Raw genomic sequence first — 21627 nt, 5'->3', positions numbered from 1 at the left:
AGAGTATCGCAATTCAAACGCAAAACCGGGATTATATCCGTGCTGACGATTTTTGCCACTGTATTTCAGCTTGCTACTACCTCTGAACTATATAATATAGTATTTTACACTATGTTAATGCTCATTGCAAGAAAAGATTTACTAAGCTGTAAGCTGTATACGTTTTTAACGCTTAAGCATCTTCTTTTAAGCTCGAGTGAACTACAAATTGTCTAGTTCTTCCCATATTATAGGCTAGTTTTATTATTGCTTTTTCTTCAGCTGACATTTCTCTATCATACATCTTTTCAAATTGCTTTATTAAAGAGACAGTATCAACTTTTTCTTTAGGAGTGGTAGCTTTTCTATAAGGAGTAGGAGAGTAAATACTTGGCTTAACAGTGTCATCATAGATGGTTTTAAAAATTTCAGAAGTATAGTATGCATCATTAAAAGCATCGTGAAATTCATTGTCAGTATTTAAATTTAAAAGTTCTATGGCTGTTTTTAATCCAACCTTTGAGTTATTTGGAGATTTTAGATATAACGAGGCGTTTCTTTGAACGTCTATATAATACTTAGAAATTGAAGAAGTTGTTAAGCTATAGAATTCTATATTTCTAAGAAGTTCTTTAATATCTACTGTACCCCAAACACATAAAACTACAGGATCATCACCTATGAAGTTTAAAAAATCATCATAAACAGATATGAAGTCTTTACTAGAACTTACAATTTCATCATTTATCTTAGTCAGTTTTTCTACATAAGGGTGAATATTTGGATACACCTTAGGTTTAACTAGAGCATTAAAGCTAGAGAGCGTTTCAAAGCTTTCATTAAGTTTTAATGCTCCAATTTGAATAATTTCAAAGGGCAAGCGAGAAGTATTATTTGAATCATCTTCTGGAAAACCAATATACTTTTGATTAAATTCTAAATCATATATTATATAATTCATATTTCACCTTCTTTCTATATGTACACTGTAATTGTATCTTATATCAAAGAAAAAGCTTGATCATATCATTTTTTTGGTAATGTGACAAAGGCTTTCATTTCCTCAAGGGTCATAGGTCCAATCTTTTTTGAAACCAAATTACCATCGGCATCAATAAAAATTGATGTTGGGATAGAAACTATATTATATTTTATGGCTACATCTTGATTTAAATCTAGAGCAACATTAAAGTTATATTTGTTTTTATCCATGAAAGATTTTACGGTCTGGTTATCTTCACCTAGGTTAATAGTTAAAATAATCAAATCAGAATCCTTAGATTCTTCATAGAGTTTCTCTAGTTCGGGCATTTCTTGTCTGCAAGGAGGACACCATGTGGCCCAAAAGTTTAGAAAAACTTTTTTGCCTTTAAAATCACTCAAAGAAACTTCTTTACCTGCTAAAGTTTTTAATTTGAAATCAATTGCTTTGCTATCTGATGTGTTTTTAAATATTTCATTTTTAGAAATAGTTGAATTTGCAGCTGTTGATGGATTAAGCTGATTTGTAGTTTTTGTACTGTTAGCGTCAGCAGATGCATTGGCATTAATGGACTTATTCTTGTTGTATCTCATTACTGTATAAAAACTTAAGCTAAATAGCACTAATACTGCTAATATAAAAAATACTCTTTTCATTGTTAAATCTCCTTTTATGTTTTTTATAGATAACATTTATTAGAAGTTAATGAAGTTTACATATCTGCTTAGGGTATTTAAGTTATTTGTAAATACTAAAATTCCCATTACTATAAGTAGTAATCCGCTTATAATCGATATGAACTTAGAAAATTTTAAAACATTATTTTTGAATTTCAGGAAGCTATCAATTGCCATAGCTGTTAATATAAATGGTATTGATAAACCTAGAGAATAAACACTTAATAAAAATATGCCTTGATATACTGTAGTAAGGTTACTTGAATAAATTAATATGGATGACAATATAGGTCCCACGCAAGGAGTCCATCCAGCTGCAAAAGCCATTCCTATCAATATAGGACTAAAGCTTTTACTAAAGTTTATAGCAGATAAAAGCCTCTTTTCATAATAGAACATTTTTATTTTAATTATTCCCATAGTATGTAATCCAAAAACTATCATCAAAGAGCCACCAATTCTTCTGAATAAAACTTGATTTTTGATTATTAACTTTCCTAGTGTTGTAGCTGAAGCCCCCATTATAATAAATATTATTGAAAATCCTAATACAAACCCAAGTACTTTATGTAAATTTGATATTTTATATCTGTGAATTTTTTTATTGTTTATGGAAGAACCAGTGATATAACCTACGTATGCTGGTACTAATGGCAGAACGCAGGGAGATAAAAATGATAGTAAACCTGCAGAAAATGCCAAGAAAAATGGTACTCTATCCAAGCACGTCAACTCCTTTTATATTTATAGACGAATAACTCTATAGGTAAACCAATATATCTAAAAATTTTAATTTTAAGCAAGCAAAATTTTTAAATGTAGTTTTGTATTTATAGTTATCCATTTTTAGTAATGGTAATATATTATAGCAAAGTTCTATGAAGATTATGTAAAGAACTGTTATAGAGTATATAATAAATTTTTTTCATAAATATTACCTGTAATTATAGTATAGTCATTATTAAATGATAATTATACTTTATATTAAGTGGAAGTTTATAAATTTTAAATTAAAAATGAGCCCGTTAAGGACTCATAAGCTTTATAGTATATTGAATTTTTAGGCTTTGTTTAATAAAATTGTTGAAATTAATTGGTTATACAGGAGACGCTATATGAGCGAGCTATTAGAATTAAATGATGTTTTCAGATGGAATGGCTCTAAAAAATCGCTAATCGTTCTTTATTAGTGATTTTTTTACGCATCTGCCTTTTCTGAACGTATGTGAAGAAATTCTGGCAGGCGATATATTTTACTTTTTACTTTTTGATCATATAGCATTTTTATTTTCTTAAATTTAATATATGAAATATTTATAAAAACTATAGATTATTAAAAAGTAAAACTGTACTGTTCGAACGTAGTGAGTTTACAGTTTTAGCCACGGAATATGAGAAAATCATATTAATTCTTTGCGTGAGCTCATTAAGGATGAACAACTCTAAACCTAAAAGTATAAGTTTAATTATAGAGTTGTTCATTTAAAGAGCGTCGGATGATTAACCAATTAATTTCAACACGGTGCTTTAATAGTGATAATTCTTAAAATAAAGTTATTTATTAATAAATTTCACCAGTTCTTTATTAAATCTTTCACGTTCATCATAAAAAGTAGCATGACCACTATCTTCAAAAGGAATAAATTTTGCTTTCTTTATGGTTTTACTTTGTATTTTTCCTAAAGAAAAAGGTACAACCTTATCATGAATACCATGAATAATCAGAGTAGGAACTTGGATAGCCTCTAGATCAGAAAATAGTACTTCGTCTAACCAAGTTTTTGATATAGCTGCAGTAGCCCAACCTGCTGCTTGCAGTCCAAGCTGTAAAAACCAGTTTGCAAATTCTTCTGTTATGTGTTTGTGGAAAAATATATCTCCAAAGCCTTGAAGCATTTTAGGACGATCAGTATATGTTCCTTCAATGAGCTGTAAAACAGTTTCTTTATCAAGACCGTAAGGGAAATTAGGACGCTTTATAAGACTAGGTGCAGCGGCAGCAAAAAGAGCTAGTTTTGAAACACCATATCCTTTATGGCGCCCCATATATCTAACTGCTATAGCACCCCCCGTGGAATGACCAGCTAAAGTGATATTCTCTAATTTAAGTGTTTCGATAACTGCCTTTACATCATCAGCTAATGTATTATAGTCGTAGCCATCCCAAGGCTTATCTGAATTTCCGAAGCCTCTAGTATCTATACCTATACACCTATAACCAAGTTCAGGCAATTTATCAAATTGATATTCAAACAATCTATTACTTCCAGGCCAACCATGAAGAAATAATATTGTCTTTTCCCCGCAAGGGTTAAGATCTTCTACATAAATTTTTACATTAGGTTCTACTTTAATATAGTACCCCATTTATAGCCTCCGCTAGAAATACTCTTATTGATAGGGTATTCAGAGTGTGATAGATTTGTGAATTAATATTTGTCCGGATTTGATTTTAAAATTCAAGCTTAATTTCTGGTTCATCCTTAACCTGTAAATACCATATTTTATAGTTATTCTCTTCATATTCATTTGGATTGTCTGTAGGATCTTTGGTTTGTACAGAATGAGGACATTCAAAAACATAAGTGGTTTTCTTTAAATTAAAGGTTAGGCAAATATTATTTTGCTCCATAGATTGGTCATTAAGTAGATTTTTCATGCCATTTGTATTTGTTATAAAATCTTTTGTTTCTTTTGCTACATCCTTGCATTGGTCTAGAGTCATGTCAGAGGGTACCTTGAAATCAAATCGTACTCTGCCTTGCCTTTCGTAAATGGTTATGTCTTTAATCACAGGAAATTTAGAGTTTATACAAGTCTTATATTGATTAACCCAAGGTAATTTTATAGAGTGGGCACTACTAGCTGAAATCATTCCTATAGCGAACCAGATGTAAAAAAACGCGATTGTAAATGGTATAAGAAGGATTATAGCTATAAAAGAAATAATTAAGGGTTTCTTCATTTTATTATCCTACCTTTATAAGTGTAGTTAAGTAATATAAACATGAATTTATTATACAATAAATTTACAAATTATGGTGTGTTTATAAAGCAATGTATGATTATTTTTATCTATGGAAAAAATCCATTTAAGAATATATTGGTAGCAGTGGCAGTAACAAAGGGTTTTAATTTGTCCACTATTATATTAAGATATGGTTGAGCGTAAGACAGATACATTCCCCCTAGTAATATATAATTTAAATATTTGTAATCGATAGCATGTGAAAAGTTATTTATTTGCTAGGAAGTAATTATTTTATTCTTTAGGAAATTATATCTCAACTATATCTGTGGATAATTATGCGAACAGACTTAAGACATAGTATAAGTTAAAGAATAAAAAAATAAGAATATGTCGCCTGTAAGATTCTTCACATACGCTTAAGAAAAGGCAGATGCGCAAAAAAACACTGAAGAAAGTCGCTTCAGCTATTTTTTTATAGAAAAGGAGTAGATATGATGGAATTACGTAAAAAACTGATTACATCCTTGTTTGCCTTTAGTGTAGTCTGTTATATAAGTAGTGTAAGCAATATGAAAACTGCCTTTGCAATAACGCTTCCTGAAAAAGCATTGATAGTAAATGAAAGAACAGGACTTCAGCTACATATGGATGCTAACAATGGGATAGGGGCATGGAATGATCCAAAGAATACATCAAATCAATGGGTGTTAAGACCTTTAGGAGAGTATTATAATATAGTAAATGTTAGAACAAATCTTCAATTACATATGGATGCTAATAATAAGTTAGTAGCTTATAATGATGGTGAAAATAAGTCAAATATGTGGAGTATAACTGACGCTGGTAATGGCTATTATGTTATAACAAATGTTAGGACAGGCGGTCAGCTTCATCTAAGTAGTGATAATAAGGTAGTCACTTGGAACGATCCACAAAACCAATCTAATCATTGGAGATTAGAAGAGGATTTTAATAAAACTATTGAAATTAAGAATGTTGAGCTTCCACTTGTTGTAGATAATACGAGCAAGGGTGATAAAGTTGTAGCATATGCTAAAAACTTTATGGGAACACCGTATGTTTGGGGAGGAACAACTCCAAAAGGATTTGACTGTTCTGGATTTACTCAATATGTTTATAATAATTTTGGGACAAGCATTGGGAGGACAACCCATAATCAAATAAATTCAGGAATAGCAGTTTCTAGAGATAATCTTAAAGTTGGGGATTTAGTTTTTACTGGCCCAGGACATGTAGGAATATATGTTGGAGATAATCAAATGATACATGCACCATACACTGGAGCGAATATAAGAGTAGAAGGTATTTGGAGCTTTTATGCAGGACGAAGAATAATGAATTAAATTCTAATAGCTAGCTCATATAGCATCTCCTTTATAACCACTTAATTTTAACAATACTCTTAAATATAGTATTTGTAATATCTTTAAAGCACAACTAAGTGGTTAAAACCATTTAGTTGTGCTTTTTTATAAAAGTAGGAGGATATAATAATTTTTAATAGTATCTTAGTTTAGATATATAAAGAATGTTTTTTAAGAGCTGATGTAGTTTCCACCATTTACATGAAGTATCTCGCCAGTAACAAAAGTAGAGTCATCTGAAGCAAGGTAAACATAAGTGGGTGCTAGTTCTACTGGTTGACCAGCTCTTTTCATTTCTGTATCTAAGCCAAGAGATGTCATATATTCTGCAGGGTAGCTTGCCGGTTGAAGGGGAGTCCAAACTGGACCAGGAGCAACTGCATTTACACGAATACATTTTTCGGCAAGCGAAAGCGATAAAGAACGAGTAAAGCTCACAATAGCTCCTTTTGTACTTGAGTAATCTATAAGTAGTTTTGATCCTTTATAAGCAACTGCTGAAGTAGTGTTTATGATTGAGCTTCCACTGCTTAGATAAGGAAGAGCAGCTTTTGTTAAATAAAACATAGGATAAATATTTGTACGAAAAGTATCATCAAGTTGTTTTGCACTTATGTCTTCAATGCTATTTTGAGGAAATTGTACTCCAGCATTATTGACTAATATATCTATTTTACCTAACTTACTAATAGTAATATCTACAATTTTTTTAGAAAAGTCTTCATCTCTTAAATCACCAGCAATTAAAATACACTTGCTTCCTTTTGATTCAATAAGTGTTTTTGTTTCGTTAGCATCTGTATGTTCATTTAAGTATACAATAACTATATCTGCTCCCTCTTTTGCAAAGGCTAAGGATACAGCTCTTCCTATACCGCTATCTCCACCTGTAATAATAGCTACTTTGTTTTTTAGCTTTCCACTTCCTTCGTAATCTGGATTATCAAATATTGGCCTAGGATACATGAGATATTCAAGTCCAGGTTGTACAGCTTGATGTTGAGCTGGAAAGGTTATTGGAACTCTTTTGCATTGGATTTTATGTCCCATATATGGGTAGTAAAGAATCAAATTTTTACCTCCCAAAAAAATTACTCAATTCAATATATGTAAAAAGTTTAAAAGTGCAAAAGAAATTTTAAACATTATATAATATTTAACAATAGAAAAGGTAATATATGAGTTTATAATTAAATGTATATATTGATTCATTACTTAAAAAAGTCGCGTTTATAACATAAACGCGACTGATTAAATATTATTTACTAAGTCACATAAAACTACTTATAAAGAAAAGTAACAATATAAGCCTATTAAAATGTTCTTATATGACTACTATCAGGACTATAATCATATTCAGTTCTTGATCCAGTATATGGACTAGATGAACTTAAGTTAGATCCAACATTTGAACTTCCTTGTGAACTTTGGCTAACATACTGATTGTTTTGACTAGCACTTGAACTTTGACTTCCCATCTGGCTATTTTGCTGTGTACCAGAGCTTTGACTCATTTGATTTAATTGTTGCTGAGTTTGCTCTATAAGTTGACTCATTTGTGCAAGAGTTTGATTTGATTGAAGGAACTGACTAGCCTTACTTAAATCATTCATAGCATTTGTTATTGATGATTGTAGCTGTTGTTGAGTTTGCTGTTGTTGTTGTTGAGTTTGTTGTTTAAAATTTGTAATTTGTTGTTGTAAATCTGTCATAACTCTATTTCCCTGAACACCTTGAGCTTGTGAACCTTGTGAACTTAAGGAAGTGCTCATTGAACTTTGCTTTAGTTGGTTTAATGTACCTTCCATAGCACTTAATTGATCTCTTAAACCAGTGATTTCAGCACCAATTTCAGCATCATTTTTCTTAGAATCTATAAATTTTTCTACTACTTTTTTGCTTTTCTCATCCATCACAAATCACTCCTCTTAATTTTTTTTGCTACGAAAGTATCTTATCCAGTCTAAAATTCGAATATACTGGTATTATTTTTACTAAATCATTTATAATGCTACCAAAGCTGAGAAAATATTAATTAAATTATGAGAATTCCAGCGGTTTTATGAGGATTGAAATAGAATATATTTACTAATGTCAAACAGAGGTTTTTTGACAAAGTAAAAAGGATACCACAGAAGTGGAATCCTTTTGCATTTTAAATTAAATTTCACATTTACCATCAGAACAAGTATTAGATTCAGTATCATCTTTATCTAATTTGTTTGTAAGAAATTCAATAACTGGAGATGAAAGCTCTTCATTTCTCACCTTATTTAATACATCTAAGAATAAGTCTGGTGACTGAGCTCCAGATACAGCATATTTATTATTAAAAACAAAGAATGGAACGCCACTTATTCTTAAAGCTGAAGCTCTTTCTTCATCTTTTCTAACCTCTAAGGCATATTGATCAGTAGATAATATCTCTAAGGCTTTTTTGCTATCTAGACCAACTTCACCTGCTAGTTTAGATAATACTGTGTGATCAGATAAATCCAAAGAATCTGTAAAGTATGCTTTAAGGATTCTCTCAGATAATTCATTCATTTTACCTTCAGCTTTACCATAATGAGATAATCTATGTGCATCAAAAGTATTTGTTGGAATTAATGTATCGAAGTTATATTCTAGACCAAGAGTCTTAGCTTGTTCTACTAATTGATCATTAGAAGCTTTTGCTTGTGCAACAGGTATTCCATATTTTTTTGCGATAAGTTCATGAATATTAGAATCATATTTTTTTTCTGCAGAAGGATCTAGCTCAAAGCTTCTAAAAGCAATTTCTACTTCATCTTTATATTCAAATTTATCCAATGCCATTTCTAGTCTTCTTTTTCCGATATAGCAAAAAGGACATACAAAATCGGACCATATTTCTATTTTCATACAATTTTCCTCCTAAAACCCTTTAATACTAATTTTTTAAAGTTATGATTATGGCTGCATTAAGTGTTTGAAGTATAATAATTTTTAAAGATATATGCAACTATAACTTATATTTAAGAATTAGTAAGGGTTAATAATAATTTAATGTTATTATAGTCAATAAAAATGCAATATTCAATGGTATAAAAAGGAACCCCTAGAGGGTATATTTATAATATGCTGAAAAACAATAATTGTATTCTTAAAATATAAAAATAATTATATTTTAACAATAAAAAAATAGTGGTTTAAATGTAGGTCTTAAACACAAAGAGTGTAATATTAAATAATAGAATGAACAGTCATCTATGGTATACTTTAAATATATTTTAAAGATACTCTAGATAAATCTGTGAAAAATTATATTTTATTATAGAAAGGATAATTTAATATATGGGGCAAAATGGAATTAGGATTGTTAATACTGTGTGTTCAAAAAATTGCTTTGCTACCTGCCCATTAAAGGTTTATGTTAAGGATGATAAGGTAATAAAGGTAGAAGGAAATGATAACAACCCCATAACAAGAGGAAAAATATGTGCGAAGGGGAGAGTTTATCCTGAAATTGTAAATAGTGAAGAGAGACTATTGTACCCTTTAAAAAGAACTGGTGTTAGAGGTGAAGGGATATATGAAAAGATATCTTGGGATGAAGCCTTAGATTTGATATATATAAATTTAGATAAAATCAGAAGAGAAGACGGTCCAGAAGCTGTACTTTATTATCAAGGTAGTGGTAATTTTGGTGTTATGAGAAAATATGCCTATAGCTTTTGGCATCAGTTCGGAGGATATACAGGAACCATAGGAGATTTATGTGACCCAGCTGCTGAAGAGGGAATGAAATATACTTATGGATGGAGAATACAGAATTCCCTGCAAGATCTTTTAAACAGTAAGCTTATAATTGTATGGGGAGGTAATCCAGCTCATACTAATATACATGCGATGAGTTTTATCAACGAAGCAGTGAGAAATGGATCAAAGCTTGTTACCATTGATCCAAGGAAAAATGAATCTAGTAGTAAAAGTACTCTTCATATATATCCAAGAGGTGGCACCGATGGATTATTAGCAATTGGCATAGCAAAGCTTCTTGTGGAAAATAACATAACAGATAATAATTTTATAGAACAATATACCTTAGGTTTTGAAAAGTATAAAGCGCTTTTAAAAGAATATACCATAGAAGAGGTATGTAGGTTAACAGAGGTTCCTTTAGAACATTTAAATAAATTGGTAGAACTTATAAAAGAAAATCCTAAGTATGCAATGATTTTAGGTTATGGATTTCAAAGATATACTAATGGTGGACAAACTATAAGAGCTGTTTCACTTTTACCTGCTATAACTGGAAGCATTGGAGAAAAAGGCTGTGGAATATATGCTGGGGAAAGTCAAGGAGGCATGCTTAAGTGGCCATACCTTCCTGAGGAACCAACAAGAGTAAGGCTGAGAATACCAAAAGGAAGGTTAGCTAGTGAAATAGAAAAAATAGATGCTCCTAAAATTAAAGCCATGTGGGTGGAAAAAGCAAATCCACTTAATAGTAATCCAAATGTAGGAAAGCTAAAGGCTACTTTAGATAAATTAGATTTTATTGTAGTTACTGATAGTTTTTTAACTGATACTTCTAAGTATGCAGATTTAGTGCTTCCAGCTGCTTCGTTTTTGGAAGAAGATGATTTAGTAGCGGCATACGGTCATCCTTATATTCAACTAAAGCAGAAAACTGTAAGTTCTCCAGGTCAGTGTAAAAAAGATCGAGAAATATACAGGCTACTTGGTGAAAAATTTAAACTTGATATGAAGTACTTTCCAAAAGATGATGTGGAGATATTAAGTAATGTTATAAAGTATAGCAGACTAAATGTTACCGTTGAGGAAATGAAAAATAAGCCATATATTGCTGAAGACTATGATGAAATTGCCTTTAGAAATAAGGATTTTAAAACAGCAAGTGGGAAGATTGAGTTTTATTCAGAGGATATCTTTAAAGATTGGGGCGTAAATCAGCTTCCAGTATATGAAGAGCCATTTGAAAGTAAGTATTCTTCTAAAGAAAATTATTTGAAATATCCACTTCAATTAATAACTGCACATGCTTTAGAAAGGATAAATTCTCAATTTACTGAAAGCAAAAGACTTAACGATATATTTACTCCAGTTATTCACATAAATTCAGAAGATGCTAAGGTAAGAAATATAGATAGCGGAGATATGGTAAAGGTATATAACCACAGGGGAGAGGTATTTGTAAAAGCTAAAATCATTGAAGGTATAAAACCAGGAGCTGTAAATATTTTTGAAGGTTTATCAGAAAAAACAAAGGTATCTGTTAACCACTTAATTGAAGATATGAATACTGATATGGGATTTGGTGCTTCGTATCACACCTGTCTTGTAGAAGTTCAAAAACTTAATAAATAAAGTATAGTATAATTTACTGTTAAAAAGTTTAGGTTATAACAAAAGGAGAAAGTCTTTAAAGGCTTTCTTTTTTTATGATTACTTTTAATAGACATTAAGGTGATTTTAATTATTAAAATGATACTACATAAACTATTGGAATTATATGACGAATATAATAAAATATAGATAAATATAATAAGGATAAATTTACCAGTAGGTATTTAACTCTGTAATGAAAGTATAAAACTTTGAGTAATATCAATAAATTAATTGAGGTAGGTTATATGGTTAATATAGGAATTGATTTAGGTACAACAAATAGTTTAGTGTCTTATTGGACCGAGAAAGGTCCTGTAATTATTCCTAATTCTTTTGGAGAAAGCCTAACTCCATCAGTTGTAAGCGTGGATGATAATGGAGAAATTCTAATAGGCAAGATTGCTAAGGAAAGGCAGCTAGCTCATCCAGAGGCTAGTGCGTCTATATTTAAGAGAAATATGGGGAGTAAAAAAATTTATAGGCTATCTGATAAGGAATTTCTGCCAGAAGAATTATCTGCTTTAATATTAAAAGCTTTGAAAGAGGATGCTGAAAGATTTCTTGGGGTAACAGTGTCTGAAGCTGTAGTAAGTGTTCCAGCATATTTTAGTGATAGTCAAAGAAAGGCTACTCAAAGAGCTGGAGAGCTAGCGGGACTTAGAGTAGAAAGACTTGTAACGGAACCAACTGCAGCAGCCCTAGCTTATGGTCTTCATCATGCTAAATCTGATACTAAGTTTTTGGTATTTGATCTAGGGGGAGGAACTTTTGATGTGTCTATATTAGAGTTGTTTGATAATATAATGGAAGTTAGAGCAGTTGCTGGAGATAATTATCTAGGTGGAGAAGATTTTACAGAAGTGTTGGCTGCTATGTTCTTAAGGCACAATAATAAGAAAAGAGATGAAATAAGTGAAAAAGATTACTCATTTTTAAAGAAAGAAGCTGAGGTGGGTAAAAGAGCTTTTGGTGAAAGCAGAGTTATAAATTTAGAATCTAAGATTGATGATGAGTTATTATCTTGCAATATATCTTTAGATGATTATGAAAAGAATGTGAAGAATCTTTTAAATAGATTAAGAGCTCCTGTTGAAAGAGCACTTAGTGACGCATACCTCAAAGTAAGCGATATTGATTCAATACTGTTGGTAGGAGGAGCTACAAAGCTTCCTACCATACGAACCTTTGTTAGTAAGTTATTTGGTAAGTTAGCTTATGTAAATATAAATCCTGATGAGGTAGTAGCTTTAGGTGCTGGAGTACAAGCTGCGTTGAAGGGGAAAGATGCTGCATTTAAGGAAATTATACTTACAGATGTTTGTCCTTATACCTTAGGAACTACGGTGTCAGTGAGAAAATCTCATGGACAATATGAAAGTGGACATTTTTTACCAATAATAGAGAGAAATACAACAATACCTGCAAGCAAAGTTGAAAGATTATATACAGTTTATGATAATCAAAAGCTTATAAATGTAGAGATACTACAGGGAGAATCTCGTCTTTCAAAAGATAATATATATCTTGGAGAACTTAATGTGGTGGTACCAGCAGCAGTAGGTGGAGAGGAAGCTGTTGATGTACGATATACTTACGATATCAATGGAATATTAGAAGTTGAGATAACTGTAGTATCTACTGGAGTGAAAAAAACAGTAGTAATTGAAAAAAATCCTGGATATATGACTAAACAAGAAGTGACCAGTAGAATGGAGAGCTTAGCTAGCTTAAAGATACACCCACGTGAAAATCATGAAAATAAACTAATAATAACTAGAGGAGAAAGACTTTTTGAAGAAAATCTCGGTTCAGTAAGACAAGAAATCGGAAGGCTTATAAGTGAATTTGAGGAAGTTCTTGAAAAGCAAAATCTAGGAGAAATAAACGATGCTAGAAACAAAATAAAAGAGATATTTGATAGTATAGATATTAAGGGGGATTTTTAGATGGGTTGTTTTGAGGTACTAGGTATTTCTAAAACTGAGGATTTAAATGACATAAGGAAGGCTTATTCAAAGCTCTTAACAATACACTCACCAGAGCAAGATCCAGAAGGTTTCAAAAAGTTAAGAGTTGCTTATGAAGAAGCCTGCAGAATAGCTAAAGAGAAAGACTCGGTAGTTAAAGAAGAATTATCTCCTGTAGATGATTTTATGGAACAATTTAAAGCTTGCTATGAAAACTTTGAACGAAGGCTTAGCATTGAAGAATGGACTAGACTCCTAGAGAAAGATGTATGTTATAACATAGATACGGCATCAGAGATAAGTGAAAAAATCTTAGTTTTTATAATGGATAATTTTAATTTTCCAAATGATATTTGGAGATTATTTGATAGTTATTTTTCATGGAGTGCTAAAAAAGATAATCTATATAAGAACTTTCCTAAAAACTTCATTGACTTTGTTATATATAAGATTGATAAAGGAAGTACATTCCGCTATGGAGAATTAAAAAATTGTGCGTTAGGAAAAGAAGATGAATTTATATCAGCCTATAATAAAATATCTAATGCTTTAGATGACTATGATTTATACACAGCTTCTAAACATATAGATTTAGCTAAGGAAATCTGTGAGATTCATCCTGATTTACTTATATTAGAAGCAAGGTATCTGATTTGCAAAGGGAAGCTTGATGAAGCAAAAACAATACTTACAGATGTAATAGTTAAAAATACTGAGGATATTGATGCGTATTTTTACAGAGGTGATTTGTATTCAAGAATTGGGGATCTTGAGAACGCCTATAATGATTATAACAAAGTTTTGGATATAAAGTTTGATGATGGTGGAGCTTTGCTTGCACAAGGGAAATGCTGCATCGGTTTAGCAAGGTATGAACAAGCAATAAAGCATCTAGAAATATTAAATGACATGTACCACTATAGGAATGATTTCAATATAATATTGACTTCAGCTTATAATTTCTATATTGATGATATATTATGTGGGTTAAATAAGAACTGTACTGATAATAACTTGAAGTATAAACTTGCTGAAGCTTACTTCAAAACTTCAAAACCAGAAGAAAGCTATAATATATTAAAAGAGCTTAGAGAAGAAGCAGAGTTTACAGAAAATATGTATTGTCTTCTTTGCCATGTATTGCTTAAATTGAAAAATGATAATTTAGCATATAAAACAGTTTGTGAAGCTTTAGAAGTATATGAAAACAATTATGAATTAAACTTTTTTAAAGCAGATATGTTGGATAGGTTAGGTAGATATGACGAGGCAATAGAGCAGTATGATAGAGTAATAAACATAAATGATAAGAGTTCTTCAGCTCATAACAACAAGGCATATATTTTTAATATAATGAAAAAATACAATGAGGCACTTGTATATGCTGATAAGGCAATTGAATTAGACTCTAGTATGGCTCACGCTTATAAGAATAAAGCTGAAGCATTTTTAGGCTTAGAACTTTATGAAGATTGTTTAGAAGCCTGTAATATTGCCCTTAATAAATATCAGTATTTATTTGATGCTTATATAATAAAGATCAAGGCTCTTACTGCTGTAAGTCTTTATGACGAAGCACTTGATATTTATAATAAGACTATGGATTTAGGATATAAGGATAGTAAGTTATATTATTGCAAGGCAAGAATATTAATGAAACTTCGTAGATATGAGGAAGCTATTGAATATTGTGATTATGCATTAGAATTAGATGAAAATAATGATGAATATTATTATTTAAAGGGATTATGTTACTATTATGTTGAAAAATATGAGGAAGCTGTGGATTGTTTTGATGCTGCAATTAAAGTAAATACAAATAGTGGAGGGGCATACTATTATAAGGTTCAATCTCTTATGAATATGTCTAGAGAAGATGATGCTTTAAAATTATTAGATGATGTTATTGACTTAGAAGAAATTCAATACAAGGATAGTTTCTATGATTTAAAAGGGACTATTATGGAACGAAAAAATAATTTTGAAGAAGCTCTTTCCTTATACAAGCAAGCAATAGATTGTGATTCTAATTATGCACCGTATTATTATTCAGCAGGGCATATATTTAATGAATTGGAAAAGTATGAAGAGGCACTTAAATACTTTTTTAAATCTATAGAATTAGATTCTAAACAAAGAAATTGCTATGTAAACATAAGTTATTCCTTATACTGTCTTGAAAGATATGAAGAATGTATAAAGTATTGCGATAAAGCTATAGAACTTGATCCAAAGTATATAGTAGCTCATCAAAATAAAGGTTGGTCCTTCTATCAATTAGAAAAAATTCCTGAGGCAGAAAAAGAATGTAATATAGCATTGAAGATTGATGGAAACAATCTAGATGTATTACTCTTAAAGCTTAGGCTACTACATTATAAGGGATTATACCAAGAAGCTTTGATTGTTTGTGATAGGATGCTAGAAATAGACTTTAACAACAACACTGCAAATGAGATGAAAGCTAAACTAATAGAAAAGCTTAATAGTCCAAAAAACGAAAAAAAAGGATTGTTCAAATCTTTGTTTAAGTAGTGATAAATTTTAATATATTTTTTAAATTAAGGTGTCACTCTTCCGATACTTTAATGAGTTTCGCAAAGAATTAATATTATTTTCTACAATGGAATAGCTAAAACTGCATAACTCACTACGTTCGGACAATACAGTTTATTAACGCTATCCCATTTCCGAAAATCATTTAATTCTAATAGCTCACTCATATAGTATCTCCACAGTAACACCTTAATTTTAAGCTAATAATATTAGTTAAGTTTATGAATGCTTATATAAAAATCTTGTGATTATATTGAAAAATAAGCTTTCGTAGTAATAATGTAATGGCTATCTGAATCAGGTAGCCATATTTTTATATGGAAATAAATAATACAATCACTGTAAGTGTGAAAAATTACTGAAGTTATATAAAACAATTCATAGTATGTAGATGCAAAGGAAAAAAATTCAAAAAACTACTTTACAATATAAAGTAGTTCGCATTATAATAAATATGTACTTTATAATATGAAGTACTTTAATATATGTATATGTTAGAAGATAGGAGGAGAATTGTGGATTTTGATAAGGAGATATTAAAAGGGTATATTGACATGATGATATTATCCGTGCTGAAAGAAAAAGATATGTACGGATATGAGATAGCAAAAACAATAAAAGAAAGATCAAGTATAGACTATGAAATAAAAGAGGCTACTTTATATGTATCTTTGAAAAGACTTGAGAAGAAGAACTGTCTAGAAGGATATTGGAATGATAGTGAAGGTACTGGAGGGGGCAGAAGAAGGTATTATAGAATTACAGAAGAAGGAAAAATCTTTTTTAAAGACAGGGTAAATGAATGGGGAATACTTAAGAAATTGGTTGATAACTTTATAAGGGAGGATTAAAACTTTGAATATAGAGAGCTATGTAGAAAAAGTATATAAAAACTTTGATAGGAACAATGAAGAGGTGCAGGTCTTAAAAGAAGAGATGAAGGCACATCTTTATGATAGTGTAAGAGATCTTATGTCGGAGGGACATAGTGAAAAAGAAAGTATTAAAATTGCTATAAAGAATTTTGGGGATGAAGAAGTATTTACAAGTGAGCTAGAAGAGATTGTAAGCAGGCAAAAAAAGTATACAAATGTACTTTTAAAGATTGCTATAGTTGTATTCATTATTGGAGTGATTGTAAGAATAAGTGGGATTTTTACTGAGGAGATATATAGGGCTGATTGGGAGAAGAACAGACCTATGACTAGTTCTGATTTGTACAATAAAATTGAAGAGATAGGTGGAGAAAAGGAAGCTTTAACTTCAGAAGATAAGAGTAAAATAGATGAACTTCTTAACAAATATAATGATACCTACGATAATGGTGTATATTATATAAGAGTTATAAAGGATGGAAAAGTTAATTATGAATATGAGAGAAAAGTGGATGAGAAACTAATCACCAATCAAGGACAAGGAGAAGCATCCAATATAAACGGTTGGAAAGTTGAGCATCGTGAAACTGATTTAGATTCTTACAGGTGTTCTCAAATTTATAATGAAGCATTTAATATTCAAAATCAGACGAATGAATTATTTTATATCTTGAAGAATATTGGATTTTTATTTATAGCCCTCTCATGGATGATTGCATGTATTTCATATACTCAAAGCTTTATATTAAAAGGAAAAGAAATAAAAAGACTCGCTTTTCTACTATCATTAGAGACTATAGTAATATTTGCATCAATTTTATCTGAGAAAGAAATTATAATAGTAGTACCATTAATGTTCATGGCACTAAATAAAATTCTGTTTAGAGTATTAGAGAATAAAGAAAATAAATTACCTTTACCTCAAAAAGCTAATTAAAAAACATTGTATCAGCACCTTCATAAAAGAAGGTGCTTTTCTTTTTGGCGCTGTTAAAGCACCGTGTTGAAATTAATTGGTTAATCATCCGACGCTTTAATGAGCTTACGCAAAGAATTAATCCATGGCTAAAACTGTAAACTCTACGTTCGAACAGTACAGTTTATTAACGCCATTCCATCTGATAAAATCATTTAATTCTAATAGCTCGCTCATATAGCGTCTCCTGTATAACCAATTAATTTCAACAATTTTCTTAAATATAGCCTTCTTTTTATAAAAGTATTAAAAGATGATTTGCTGGAGTTTATGGTTATGAGTAGGAGGATACATACCTAAAGTTTCAAAACTGTAACGTTAGTGTAACTAAGATAAGTATAAGAAAATTTTATATCCATTTAGAATGTTAAATATAAGCTTAGAGAAATGATTACAAATTAAATCATACTAGGAGTGGAAAAATGAAAAAAGCAATCAATTTTGTATTAAAAAATGGATTCGTAATTTTTTTAGTCATTGTGATGTTAATAGGTGGAGGCATATATTCAGCTCAAAGTATTAAGATGGAAGCAATGCCTAATATTAATATTCCAGTGGTTACTGCAGTTACAGTATATCCTGGAGCATCACCAGAGGATATATCAGAAAAGATAACAAGTCCTATGCAAAAAGCCATATCTGGCTTACAGGGAATATCCGATGTAAAAACCATAAATAATGAAAATGTAGGAATTATTGTAGCACAATTCAGTTATAGCAAAGATATGGACAAGGCTGAAAAGGAAGTAAATGATGCAGTAAATAAGGTGAATTTACCTGATAACGCACAAAAAACAGCAGTTTCTAGGATAGGTTTTGGAAGTATGCCAATCATGACTTATACTGTTGAGGGAGAAAAGGATAAGCAAAAGCTTACAGAATATCTAAATGATAAGGTTAATCCTAAGCTAAGCGGAATTAATGGAGTTTCAAGCATATCTGCTCAAGGAACTACTAGTAATAATCTCTATATTAAGGTTAATAAGGACAAACTTAAGGACAAGGGAGTAAGCATTGATGATGTAAAAAATGCACTAACAGGAAACAATATATCCTTTCCAGTTGGAGAAGCTGATATTAATGGTTTAACTATGCCAATAAGATCAGAGGCAAAGATAAATACAATAGATGAGTTAAAAGCTATTCCGATAGTAGTACCTGTAAATGCAAATGCAGTTATGGCGGATACAATGGGCTCTGCTCTAGGTCAAGTAAGTGAAGGTATGGAACAAATGGCTCAAGGCTTTACTCAAGGGATGGCCCAATTAGGTCAAGGAATTGGGCAAATGGGAACTCTTGTAGGAGGAAATACTCAAGCCATAGCTATGCTAAATGGAATTCAAAAAATTCAAATTGGAATATTAGCTCAACAAGGTATTCTTCAAAATCCTCAAGCAACTCAAGCTGAAAGGGCTCAAGCTCAAGTGGTACTTGGAAGTCTTCAAACTTCACTTAAGCAAACTCAAGATGCTTTAGATAAATCAATTAATGACACCATAGACAAATCAAAAACTATGGCTTCAAGCTCAGCTCAAAGTCAAAATAGCAATAAGAGTAGTTCTAATAAAAACACAAAGACAGCTACTACAACACCTGAAATTAATGTTAAGGTTGTATTTTTAAGTGATGTGGCTGAGATAACAAATACCTCATCAGAAAATCAGATGAGAACTCGTTCTAATCAAAAGGATGCCATAATATTAAACATCTATAAAAATGATGATGCTAATACTGTTCAAGTTGCTAATGATATTAAGGCTTCAATAAAAGCTTTAGAAAGTCAGAATTCAGGAGTTAAATTCAATTTAATTAGTGATAGTTCTACAAGTATAAAGGACTCAGTAAATGGAATGGTAAGAGAAGGATTACTAGGTGCATTATTTGCAATTATAGTTATTGCCTTTTTCTTAAGGGATTTAAGAGCCACAATTATAGCAGTAGTATCAATACCACTTTCAATATTAATCGCATTAATATTGCTACCAAGATTGGGAATAAGCTTAAATATAATGTCGCTTGGTGGAATGGCTGTAGCAGTTGGACGTATAGTAGATGATTCCATTGTTGTAATAGAGAATATCTATAGAAGGTTCTCAATGCAAGAGGAAAGAGATTCAAACCTCATAAAAGATGCTGTTGCTGAAGTAGCTTCTGCTATAACCTCTTCAACAATCACAACAATAGCGGTATTTTTACCATTATCCTTCATATCAGGTATGGTAGGTAAAATATTCTTCCCATTTGCTATAACTGTTGTAATATGTATTTTGGCATCACTTTTAGTCTCAATAACTGTTGTTCCAGTACTGACTAAAGTTATGCTGCTTAATAAGAAGATAAAGCATGTGGAGCATGAAGGAAGGATAACTTTATTCTATAAAAATATATTATCCCTAGCACTTAGTCATAGGGTAGTCACCCTTATAATTTCTTTAGTATTTTTAGTTGGAACCTTGAGTCTTGCTTCGAAGCTTCCTGTACAGTTTTTACCATCTGAAAGTACAAATATTGTTAATGGAACTTTGACAATGAAGCCTGGAACTTCAGTTGAAAAAACTGATGAAGTTGCTATGAAGTTTGAAAAATATCTATCTGAAAGAAAAGATATAGAAACCTTTGAAAGCTCTGTTGGAGATAGTAGTTCTTCAGGTAATGCAATGTCAATGCAAGGAAGCAATACTGGTAAGTTTACAATTGTTATTAAAGATGGAGAGAATTTTGAAAAAGTTACAAGCGAGATACAGGAAGAAGCTAAGAAGTTATCTAACGAAGATGGAAAACTTGTAGTAAATTCTCAGTCTTTAGCAGGACAATCAGATACTGCAGAGGTTTTGGTATATAGCGATAAGGTTGAAGATTTAGAAAAAGCATCAAAGCTTATAACTGCTAAACTAAAAGAATTTAAGGACCTTGGTAACGTAACAAGTTCCATAGAAGAAAAGAAGCCTGAAATCAATGTGAAGGTTGATGAAAAGAAAGCTGCTGATAATGGATTAAGTTCAATTATGGTTGCTGGAACGGTTAGAAATAGTTTAAGCTCAAACAAAGTTACAACCATCAAAAATAACGGAACTAGCACTGATGTTTATTTAGGGTATGAAGAGGTTAAACTTGATAACGTAGATAAAGTTAAAAATATGGACATAACTGGCATGAAGGGGAGCATAAAACTTTCTGATGTTGCAGAAGTAACACAAAGTTATGGACCATCTAGTATAGCTACTCTTGATGGAAAACAATATATTTCAATAACCGGAGATATAAAAACCAAAGATACAAGTAAGGTATCAAAGGAAGTAATGGCTGCTGTTGATAGTATAAAAGGGCAGTTACCAGAAGGTGTAACTTATAATAATGGTGGAAGCAGTAAACAAATAAATGAAAGCTTTGGTCAAATGGGAATGGCAATGCTTATAGCTATAGGGTTAGTATACCTTGTTATGGTTCTTGCCTTCGGAGAAGGAAAAACTCCATTTGCAATCTTATTTTCATTGCCATTTGCAGCTGTGGGGGCACTACTTGGACTTTTAATTACTGGCCAATCCTTATCAGTATCAGGACTTATAGGAATGCTGATGCTTATAGGTATAGTGGTTACGAATGCTATTGTGCTTTTAGATAGAGTAAAACATAATAGGGAAAATGGAATGAACGTGAAAGAAGCATTAATGGAAGCCGGTTCTATTAGACTTAGACCTATTTTTATGACTGCAATTGCAACCATAATGGCACTTATTCCTTTAGCCTTAGGTTTTTCAGAAGGTGCGCTTATATCTCAAGGCTTAGGGATAGTTGTTATAAGCGGGCTCTTAGTCTCAACATTGCTTACTTTAATTGTTGTTCCAGTAATGTATAGCATACTTCAAAGAGAAAAGTTATAATA

General features: G+C 31.0%; 15 protein-coding genes. 7 read left to right on the top strand and 8 right to left on the bottom strand.

Features of this window, described 5'->3' with window-relative positions; all coding sequences use genetic code 11:
- Positions 1-172: 172 nt before the first annotated feature.
- From J3477_RS09180 to J3477_RS09160, 5 genes are all read right to left on the bottom strand, one after another.
- Complete coding sequence (locus tag J3477_RS09180; RefSeq protein WP_206869510.1) at positions 173-940, bottom strand: 3'-5' exonuclease; 768 nt, start codon at positions 938-940, stop codon at positions 173-175.
- A 65-nt stretch (positions 941-1005) separates the two neighbouring features.
- On the bottom strand, positions 1006-1617 hold the full coding sequence (locus tag J3477_RS09175) for a TlpA family protein disulfide reductase (RefSeq protein ID WP_206869509.1): 612 nt from the start codon (positions 1615-1617) through the stop codon (positions 1006-1008).
- 39 nt (positions 1618-1656) lie between these two features.
- Positions 1657-2361 carry a cytochrome c biogenesis CcdA family protein gene (locus tag J3477_RS09170; protein ID WP_206869507.1) on the bottom strand — a complete coding sequence of 235 codons (705 nt, stop codon included), beginning with the start codon at positions 2359-2361 and terminating at the stop codon, positions 1657-1659.
- Between the two features lie 831 nt (positions 2362-3192).
- On the bottom strand, positions 3193-4005 hold the full coding sequence (locus J3477_RS09165) for an alpha/beta fold hydrolase (protein ID WP_206869505.1): 813 nt from the start codon (positions 4003-4005) through the stop codon (positions 3193-3195).
- Positions 4006-4090: 85 nt separating this feature from the next.
- Positions 4091-4603 (bottom strand): hypothetical protein, encoded by a 513-nt coding sequence (locus J3477_RS09160; protein ID WP_206869504.1) that lies wholly within the window; start codon positions 4601-4603, stop codon positions 4091-4093.
- A gap of 500 nt (positions 4604-5103) precedes the next feature.
- On the opposite strand from J3477_RS09160, the gene J3477_RS26350 reads away from it, so the two are divergent.
- Positions 5104-5973 carry an NlpC/P60 family protein gene (locus J3477_RS26350; RefSeq protein WP_308483199.1) on the top strand — a complete coding sequence of 290 codons (870 nt, stop codon included), beginning with the start codon at positions 5104-5106 and terminating at the stop codon, positions 5971-5973.
- A 192-nt stretch (positions 5974-6165) separates the two neighbouring features.
- Here the strand turns inward: J3477_RS26350 and J3477_RS09150 are convergent, their stop codons facing one another.
- The 3 genes from J3477_RS09150 to J3477_RS09140 all read right to left on the bottom strand — a co-directional run bounded on the left by J3477_RS09150 (position 6166) and on the right by J3477_RS09140 (position 8880).
- Positions 6166-7065: an SDR family oxidoreductase gene (locus tag J3477_RS09150; protein WP_206869500.1), complete on the bottom strand. Its 900-nt coding sequence runs from the start codon at positions 7063-7065 to the stop codon at positions 6166-6168.
- A gap of 242 nt (positions 7066-7307) precedes the next feature.
- Positions 7308-7907 (bottom strand): hypothetical protein, encoded by a 600-nt coding sequence (locus tag J3477_RS09145; RefSeq protein ID WP_206869499.1) that lies wholly within the window; start codon positions 7905-7907, stop codon positions 7308-7310.
- Between the two features lie 247 nt (positions 7908-8154).
- Entirely contained in the window at positions 8155-8880 is a 726-nt protein-coding gene (locus J3477_RS09140; RefSeq protein ID WP_206869497.1) for a DsbA family oxidoreductase, read from the bottom strand.
- Between the two features lie 432 nt (positions 8881-9312).
- On the opposite strand from J3477_RS09140, the gene J3477_RS09135 reads away from it, so the two are divergent.
- The 6 genes from J3477_RS09135 (at position 9313) to J3477_RS09110 (ending at position 21625) form a co-directional block, all read left to right on the top strand.
- Positions 9313-11349: a molybdopterin-containing oxidoreductase family protein gene (locus tag J3477_RS09135; protein WP_206869496.1), complete on the top strand. Its 2037-nt coding sequence runs from the start codon at positions 9313-9315 to the stop codon at positions 11347-11349.
- Between the two features lie 266 nt (positions 11350-11615).
- Positions 11616-13316 carry a molecular chaperone HscC gene (locus tag J3477_RS09130; protein ID WP_206869493.1) on the top strand — a complete coding sequence of 567 codons (1701 nt, stop codon included), beginning with the start codon at positions 11616-11618 and terminating at the stop codon, positions 13314-13316.
- On the top strand, positions 13317-15872 hold the full coding sequence (locus J3477_RS09125; protein ID WP_206869491.1) for a tetratricopeptide repeat protein: 2556 nt from the start codon (positions 13317-13319) through the stop codon (positions 15870-15872).
- Positions 15873-16408: 536 nt separating this feature from the next.
- A complete protein-coding gene (locus J3477_RS09120; RefSeq protein WP_206869489.1) occupies positions 16409-16744 on the top strand; it encodes a PadR family transcriptional regulator in 336 nt (111 codons plus the stop codon).
- A gap of 4 nt (positions 16745-16748) precedes the next feature.
- A complete protein-coding gene (locus J3477_RS09115) occupies positions 16749-17705 on the top strand; it encodes a permease prefix domain 1-containing protein (RefSeq protein ID WP_206869485.1) in 957 nt (318 codons plus the stop codon).
- A 461-nt stretch (positions 17706-18166) separates the two neighbouring features.
- Entirely contained in the window at positions 18167-21625 is a 3459-nt protein-coding gene (locus J3477_RS09110; RefSeq protein ID WP_206869483.1) for an efflux RND transporter permease subunit, read from the top strand.
- Positions 21626-21627 lie beyond the last annotated feature (2 nt).

It is taken from the genome of Clostridium zeae, from assembly GCF_017312485.1.
In the GTDB taxonomy this organism is placed as follows: domain Bacteria; phylum Bacillota; class Clostridia; order Clostridiales; family Clostridiaceae; genus Clostridium_AR; species Clostridium_AR zeae.
The sequence above is the reverse complement of the archived record's forward strand: the minus strand, read 5'-3'. Positions and strand labels throughout refer to the sequence as shown.